The following is a 7,319-nucleotide window of genomic DNA, read 5'->3' as shown; positions in this document are numbered from 1 at the left end:
CCGCCGACTCGGCGCCACGACCCGACCCCTCCTCCACCCTGCCCGCCTCGCTCACCTCCCAGAAGCTGGACTGGGGCCGCTGCGAGGCGCCCGAGGGCGGGACCGCGCCGGGCTCGGGGTGGCAGTGCGCGACGCTCAAGGTCCCGGTCGACTATGCCGAGCCGGACGGCGACACGATGGGCATCGCCCTCATCCGCGGCCGCACCACCGGCGAGGGCAAGCGCATCGGCTCCCTGCTCTTCAACTTCGGCGGCCCCGGCGGCTCGGGCGTCTCGGGCCTGCCCTCCTTCGCCGACAGCTACGGCTCGCTGCGCGAGCGGTACGACCTGGTGAGCTTCGACCCGCGCGGAGTGGCGGCCAGCGAGGGCGTGCGGTGCCGCGACGACAGGGCGACGCAGGCCGCCGAGCAGAAGGTCGACCTCACGCCGGACACCGCGGCCGAGGAGAAGGCGTACTTCGAGGACGCCGCGGACTTCGGCGCGGGCTGCGCGAAGAGCTCCAAGAAGCTCATCGAGCATGTCTCCACGGCGGAGGCCGCCCAGGACATGGACCTCATGCGCCAGGTCCTCGGCGACGAGAAGCTGCACTACATGGGCGTCTCGTACGGCACGGAGCTCGGCGGCACCTATGCCCACCTGTTCCCCAAGAGGGTCGGCCGGCTCGCCTTCGACGCGGTGGTGGACCCGAGCGCGGACTCCGTCGACCACGCCAAGAACCAGGCGAGGGGCTTCCAGCACGCCCTGAACAACTACTTCACCTCCCGCGGCGAGGACCCGGGGAAGGGCACCGCGAAGATAGCGAAGCTCTTCCAGCGGCTCGACGCCGAGCCGATGCGCGCCTCGGGCGACAGAAAGCTCACGGAGTCCCTGGCCAGCACGGGCATCCTGGTCACGCTCTACAGCAAGCAGACCTGGCCCGCGCTGACCCGCGGCCTCCAGGACGCCGAGAAGGGCGACGGCTCCTCCCTGCTCCAGCTCGCCGACGCCTACAACGAACGCGACCCCTCGGGCCGGTACAGCACGCAGAGCCACTCGCAGCGGGCGATCTCCTGCCGTGACGCCAAGGCGCGGATCACCCCGGAGGAGGCGAAGAAGCGCCTCGGTGAGTTCCGGGAGATATCACCGGTGTTCGGGGAGTTCCTCGGCTGGGACACGGCCGGCTGGTGCCACGACTGGCCGGTCGCGGGACTGCACGACTCCCCCGAGGTGAGCGCCCCGGGCGCCGCCCCGATCCTCGTCGTCGGCAACACCGGGGACCCCGCCACTCCCTATGAGGGCGCCCGCAAGATGGCCGATGAGCTGGGCAAGGACGTCGGCGTCCACGTGACCTGGAAGGGCGAGGGCCACGGAGCGTACGGCAACGGCAGCGACTGCGTGGACGACACGGTCGACGCCTATCTCCTCGACGGCAGGACACCGGAGGACGGCAAGGTCTGCGAGTCCTAGGGAGTCCTGGGGAGTCCTGGGGAGTCCTGGAGCGGTCGCGGCCGGTCCCGGGCCAGCCCCGGACCCGGGGCACGGGTAAGGCCCCACACCTCGCGGTGCGGGGCCTTGCCCTGATGCTCCGGACCTCTAGTAGACCGGCTTCTCGGGCTCGATCTGGTTGACCCAGCCGATCACGCCGCCGCCCACGTGGACCGCGTCCGCGAAGCCCGCGGACTTCAGCACGGCGAGGACTTCCGCACTGCGGACACCCGTCTTGCAATGCAAGACGATCTTCTTGTCCTGCGGCAGGCTGCCGAGCGCGGTGCCCATGAGGAACTCGTTCTTCGGGATCAGCTTGGCGCCGGGGATGGAGACGATCTCGTACTCGTTGATCTCCCGGACATCGATGATCTCGATGTTCTCGCCGTCGTCGATCCACTCCTTGAGCTGCTTGGGAGTGATCGTCGAACCGGCCGCCGCCTCCTGGGCCTCCTCGGACACGACGCCGCAGAAGGCTTCGTAGTCGATGAGCTCGGTGACGGTGGCGTTCTCGCCGCAGACCGCGCAGTCGGGGTCCTTGCGGACCTTGACCTGGCGGTACTGCATCTCCAGGGCGTCGTAGATCATCAGGCGGCCGACGAGCGGCTCGCCCGTGCCCGTGAGGACCTTGATCGCCTCGGTGACCTGGATGGAGCCGATCGACGCGCACAGCACGCCGAGGACGCCGCCCTCGGCGCAGGACGGGACCATGCCGGGCGGCGGGGGCTCCGGGTACAGGCAGCGGTAGCAGGGGCCGTGCTCGCTCCAGAAGACGGAGGCCTGACCGTCGAAGCGGTAGATCGAGCCCCAGACGTACGGCTTGTTGAGCAGCACGCACGCGTCGTTGACCAGGTAGCGCGTGGCGAAGTTGTCCGTGCCGTCGACGATCAGGTCGTACTGGCTGAAGATGTCCATCACGTTGTCGGCCTCAAGCCGCTCTTCGTGCAGGATCACGTTCACGTACGGGTTGATGCCGAGGACCGAGTCCTTGGCGGACTCCGCCTTGGAGCGGCCGATGTCCGCCTGGCTGTGGATGATCTGGCGCTGCAAGTTGGACTCGTCGACCTCGTCGAACTCGACGATGCCGAGGGTGCCGACACCGGCCGCGGCCAGGTACATCAGCGCCGGCGACCCGAGGCCGCCGGCGCCGACACACAGCACCTTGGCGTTCTTCAGCCGCTTCTGCCCGTCCATCCCGACGTCGGGGATGATCAGGTGGCGGGAGTACCTGCGGACCTCGTCGACGGTGAGCTCAGAGGCGGGCTCGACCAGGGGTGGCAGCGACACGGGGACTCCGTTGGTCGGTTGTGCGGAACGGTTGTTCTGCCAGTAACACTGCCACGCCCTTCTTCATTCCGAGATACCTGTTCCGATACGCGAGACGATTTCGTCCCAGTAGCCGGGCAGGGTCTCCCAGGGGTCCGCTCCGCCGTCCCCTTCGACCCGGTCGGTGAAGTAGATCGTCGACGCGCCCTGCCAGCGCGCGATGCGCAGCGCCTCCTCCAGATGGCCGCGCGGCATGCCGTGCACGAGGTGGCAGAAGCGCTCGGGAGGGTAGTCGGCGGTCCATGCGGCCACCTGCGACCAGCGGTAGTCGCTCCAGGGCCCCGCGAAGGTCACCAACTGGTCGCCCGTCTCGGCGTATCCGGGATAGGGGTGCGTCCCGTGGCCGAGCACGATGTGCGCGCCGTCGACCAGCGCGCGCAGGGTGGTGACGGTCCGCCGCACCTCCGGCAGACCGGTGCGCTCCGCAGGGCAGCGGTCCAGTGCGTAGCCGTCCACCTGGTACCAGTCGAGGTAGCGGTGGGCGTCGGAGACGAGTTCGCCGAAGCCTCGGGCGCCGTACCGCAGGTCGAGGTGGCCGAGCACCCGGATGCCCGCGTTGCGCAGGCGGCCCGCCGCTTCGAGGCAGTGCGGGTCGGGCCGCTCCCCCGGACCGTTCGCGACATTCAGGACAACCCACTTCAAAGGGGCGCCCGGGCGGGTCAGTTCGGCCCATTCGACGGGGGCGACGAGGGGGTGGGCGAAGCCCGGGACACCGAAGCCGACGCGGATGTCGGTGGCGGAGGTGCCCCTGGTGGCCCTGGTCAGATGCGGCATGCGGCCTCCATCCAGATGTCGGCGAGGGACTCTTCGAGATTGATGCGGGGCCGCCAGCCCAGCCGGTCGCGCGCGGTGCGCACATCGGCCTGCTGCCAGCTTCCGCAGCCGTCCGGATACGGATAGACGGCGGGCCCGCCGTGGTCCGGCTCGCCGCGGGGGTGCCCGATGGTGGGCCGCGCGGGCACCTGGTCGAGCTCGTGCAGGGCACCGCCGTACCCCGCGACGCGGGCGAGCACGGCGGCGGCGTCGCGCAGCCGGACGGCACGCCCCGCGCCGATGTTCACCACGCCCTGCGCGGCGGAGAGCGAGGCCGCGTGCACGGCCCGCGCCACATCGCGTACGTCGACGAAGTCCCGCTGCACTCCGAGGCCGCCCAGCTTGAGCTCGCCGTCCCCCGCCTGCATCGCGCGCCGCATGGCCTCCGCGAGCCGCCCGAGCGGCGATCCGGCGGGCGTGCCGGGCCCCGCGGGCGAGAACACCCGCAGGACGACGGCGTCGAGCCCGGAGCCGAGCACGAGTTCGGTGGCGGCCAGCTTGCTGACGCCGTAGGGGCCGCCGGGCCTCGGCACCGCGTCCTCCGCGGTCGACGACCCCGGCTGGCTCGGTCCGTACTCCGCGCCGCAGCCGAGCTGCACCAGCCGCGCCCCGCACCCGCTGCGCCGGAGCGCCTCGCAGATGGTGGCGACGGCGACGGTGTTGTGCCTGGTCAGCTCGCGGGCGCCGCCCCGGGTCGCACCGGCGCAGTTGATCACGACGCCCGGGTGGACGGCGTCCAGGAAGCGGGTGAGCGCGCCCGGACTGCCGCTGGCGAGGTCGAACCGTACGTCCGAGTCGTCGCCGCGGCCGAGCGCCGTGAGCTGGACGGCCGGGTCGGCGAGCAGCCGGTCGGCGACGAATCGGCCGAGGTATCCATTGGCTCCGATCAGCAGCACTCTCATCGGGCGCCTCCCGGGGTGGCCGCTCGCGGGCGGAAGCGACTGCGGGTGGTCATCTGTCTTTCTCCTTCGGGGTGGTGCCGTGAGTCACGGGATGAGGCGCCCGCGGTGTCGGCCCCGCGGGAAGGTGGTCGTGGTCGGTGGGTCGGCTCACGGCGCGGTGCCGGAGCGGGCGTGGGCCGAGGCGAGGGTCAGGGTCCGCGCCGCGTGCACCAGCAGGACGAGGGCGGCGGCACCGCACGCGGCGGCCGGTACGACGCCGGGTCCAAGGGCGTCGACGGCGGCCGTGACGGGCGTGGCCAGTGCGTCGCATCCGGGCAGGCGGCCCGCGAACACCGTGGCGAGCGCGGTCACTTCACAGGCGCCCGCCGCCGCGAGGAGCAGTGCGGGGGCCCGGTGGAAGCCGTGCGCGGCGAGCAGGCGCGCGAGGAAGAGGAGCGCGCCGAGCGTCCCCGCGGCGGCGAAGGGCGTGGGGTCGCCGAGCACCGTCCGGGCCGCCACGAGGAGCCCCGCGAGGGCGCCGAGGAACAGGGCGACCACGCCGAACAGCAGCGGGCGTACGGAGGCGGCGAACTCGTCGAGGCCACGGCTGGCGCCCAGCCGCCGCCCGGCCCGTACGGCGAAGAGCCGCGCGCACCAGGTCGCGGGCGCGACGGCGGCGGTCAGGGCGAGGGCGGCGGCCACGGACGGCTGCCACAGCTCACCTGGGCCGTCGGGGCCGCCCGCGACGGCACTTCGCAGCAGGGCGTCGCCGAGCAGTCCGTAGGCGATGAGCCAGCAGGTCCACGCGCGCGTGGGCCGCGCCCGGCCGGTGCCGGGCCGCAGCGGTCCGCGCCGCAGGGACCACCGCAGCGCCACGGCCACGGCGAGGGCGCCGCCGAGCACCACGGCGGTCCGCGCGGCCCCCTCGCTCACCCGCGCCGCCGCCACCGTCGCCGCGCAGGCGGCGCCGGGCAGCAGCGCGAACAGGGCCCATCCGGGCTCGGCCTCCGGCGCTCGGGCCGTGTCGTCCACGGCGCCGGAGGAGGGACGGTCGGTGTCGTCGTCGCGGGGCACGCGCGCGTACATCTCCTCGGCGAGGGAGAACACGTCCCGGTGGCGGTAGCGCGCCGCCCCCCGGTCGGTCAGGCCGTGCGCCTCCAGACCGGCGGCGATCTCCAGGGGGTCGACGGCGTGTGCGCACAGGTCGCGGTGCTGGTGCATGAGCGCCTTCACCGGGTCGGCGGCGCCTCGGCGCGGGGGCCTCGGGGCACGGGGGGCCGACGTGGGCCCGGACGCCGCGACGGGACCCGGCGTCAGCGCCACCCCCGCGAGCAGTTCCTCCGAGCGGGAGTTCCAGCCGCTCGCCCCCGCGGGGGCCCGGGGCGCGTCGACCGTGCCGTCGGTGTCTTCCTGGTGTGTCATACGGTCGCCGCCCCCTTCAACTGCTCGGGCACGTCGCCCTCCTGTGCCGCCCAGCGGGGCACCGCGGCCGCCTCCGCTGCGGTCGCCGACGCCGCCCAGCGGCCCGGCATCCGCGCCTCCGCCGGGGTGGCGAAGGGCACCGGCTCGCCCGCCGCGTCCAGGGCGTCACGGCGCACCGGGCAGTGCGAGACGATCTCCAGGTAAATGCCGCGAAATGCCGCGATGTTCTGCTCGACGGTGAAGAGCTCCAGGGCCCGTGCCCGCGCCGCCGCGCCCAGGCGTTCGCGCCGCGCGGGGTCGCGCAGGAGTGCCACGCACGCCTCCGCGAGCGCCCGGGGATTGCGCGGGGGCACCACGAGTCCCGTGCCGCCGATGACCTCCACGACCGCGCCGACGTCCGTCGAGACGGTCGCGCGTCCGCAGAACATCGCCTCGACCAGACTGATCGGAAAGCCCTCGACGACACTGGAGAGCACCACCACGCCGCCCCCGGCGTACGCGTCGGCGAGGTCGGGCACCTCGGGGCCGCCGATCTCCTCGAAGGAGACGGGGTTGTCGCCGACGGCGTGCGCGCCGTCCGCCTCGTCGGGGAAGAGCTGCGCGGCCAGCGCCCGGCAGTGCGCCAGATACTCCGCCGCCTCGCGCCCCTCGGCCGCCGCCCCGACGATCCGCAGCCGGGCGCCCGGCTCCTGCGCGCGGACCTCGGCGAAGGCGTGGAGCAGCGAGATCAGGTCCTTGGCGGGTTCGACGCGGCCGACCCAGAGCAGCGTGCCGGGGCCGGTGGCGCGGTCTTCGTAGCCCCGCTCACCGATGTCGGCGAAGCGGTCGGCCGCCATGCCGGGGTGGACCGTGCGCAGCTTGGCCCGGTCGGCGCCGCACCGCTCCTGCCAGCGCCGTACGTGCGTGTTGCCCGGGGTGATGAGCGTGGCCTCGCGGTAGACCTCCGCGGCGAGGCGGCCGTGGAAGGAGGCGAGCAGGGCCCGCGCCGGTGCGCTGAGGTCCGTCACGCCCGCCGCGAGGTAGTGCGCCCGCAGCTGCACGCCGTACTCGGTGACGAGGAGCGGCACACCCGCGAAGTGCTTGGCGAGGAGGCCGGGCAGGGCCGCGGGGCCGCCCGCCGTCGCGTGGCAGAGGTCGGCCGAGCCGAGGTCGCCGGGTTCGTACCAGTCGAGGGAGAGCGGCCGGAGCGCCCGCTCCATGAGCCCGGCGGCGGCGAGCAGGTCGGGCACCCGGGCGGTACGGGCGGCCCGCAGCGCGCCGGGCGCGCGACAGGCGCGCTCCAGCGTGCGCACGGCCACCTCGGAGCGCAGGGCGCCCACGAGACCGCCCTCCTCGCGGGCCAGCTCGGCGAGTCCGTAGAGCGCACTGCTGAAACGGTCCGCCACCGCCATGGAAACCGCCCCGGCAACGGAAC

At 73.5% G+C, this 7,319-nt stretch carries 6 protein-coding genes; 1 reads left to right on the top strand and 5 read right to left on the bottom strand.

Going from position 1 to position 7,319, the window contains the following annotated elements; genetic code table 11:
* On the top strand, nucleotides 1-1,445 hold a 1,445-nt coding region (locus tag AB8Z36_RS24255), incomplete at its 5' end, for an alpha/beta hydrolase (RefSeq protein ID WP_369215485.1).
* Nucleotides 1,446-1,571: 126 nt separating this feature from the next.
* Here the strand turns inward: AB8Z36_RS24255 and moeZ are convergent.
* The 5 genes from moeZ to AB8Z36_RS24230 form a co-directional block, all read right to left on the bottom strand.
* On the bottom strand, nucleotides 1,572-2,750 hold the full coding sequence (moeZ, locus tag AB8Z36_RS24250; RefSeq protein ID WP_369215484.1) for an adenylyltransferase/sulfurtransferase MoeZ: 1,179 nt from the start codon (nucleotides 2,748-2,750) through the stop codon (nucleotides 1,572-1,574).
* 63 nt (nucleotides 2,751-2,813) lie between these two features.
* Nucleotides 2,814-3,563, bottom strand: coding sequence for a spherulation-specific family 4 protein (locus AB8Z36_RS24245; RefSeq protein ID WP_369215483.1), 750 nt, complete (start codon nucleotides 3,561-3,563; stop codon nucleotides 2,814-2,816).
* On the bottom strand, nucleotides 3,551-4,504 hold the full coding sequence (locus tag AB8Z36_RS24240; RefSeq protein ID WP_369215482.1) for an NAD-dependent epimerase/dehydratase family protein: 954 nt from the start codon (nucleotides 4,502-4,504) through the stop codon (nucleotides 3,551-3,553). The genes AB8Z36_RS24245 and AB8Z36_RS24240 overlap by 13 nt, the downstream gene beginning before the upstream one ends.
* A gap of 147 nt (nucleotides 4,505-4,651) precedes the next feature.
* On the bottom strand, nucleotides 4,652-5,905 hold the full coding sequence (locus AB8Z36_RS24235; RefSeq protein ID WP_369215481.1) for a hypothetical protein: 1,254 nt from the start codon (nucleotides 5,903-5,905) through the stop codon (nucleotides 4,652-4,654).
* Nucleotides 5,902-7,319 (bottom strand): glycosyltransferase (locus tag AB8Z36_RS24230; protein ID WP_369215480.1); only part of this gene is annotated, 1,418 nt, incomplete at its 5' end. The genes AB8Z36_RS24230 and AB8Z36_RS24235, both read right to left, overlap by 4 nt.

It is taken from the genome of Streptomyces flavofungini, from assembly GCF_041028215.1.
GTDB classification, from domain to species: domain Bacteria; phylum Actinomycetota; class Actinomycetes; order Streptomycetales; family Streptomycetaceae; genus Streptomyces; species Streptomyces flavofungini_B.
Note: the sequence above shows the minus strand (reverse complement) of the source record. Positions and strands in the feature narration are given on the sequence as shown.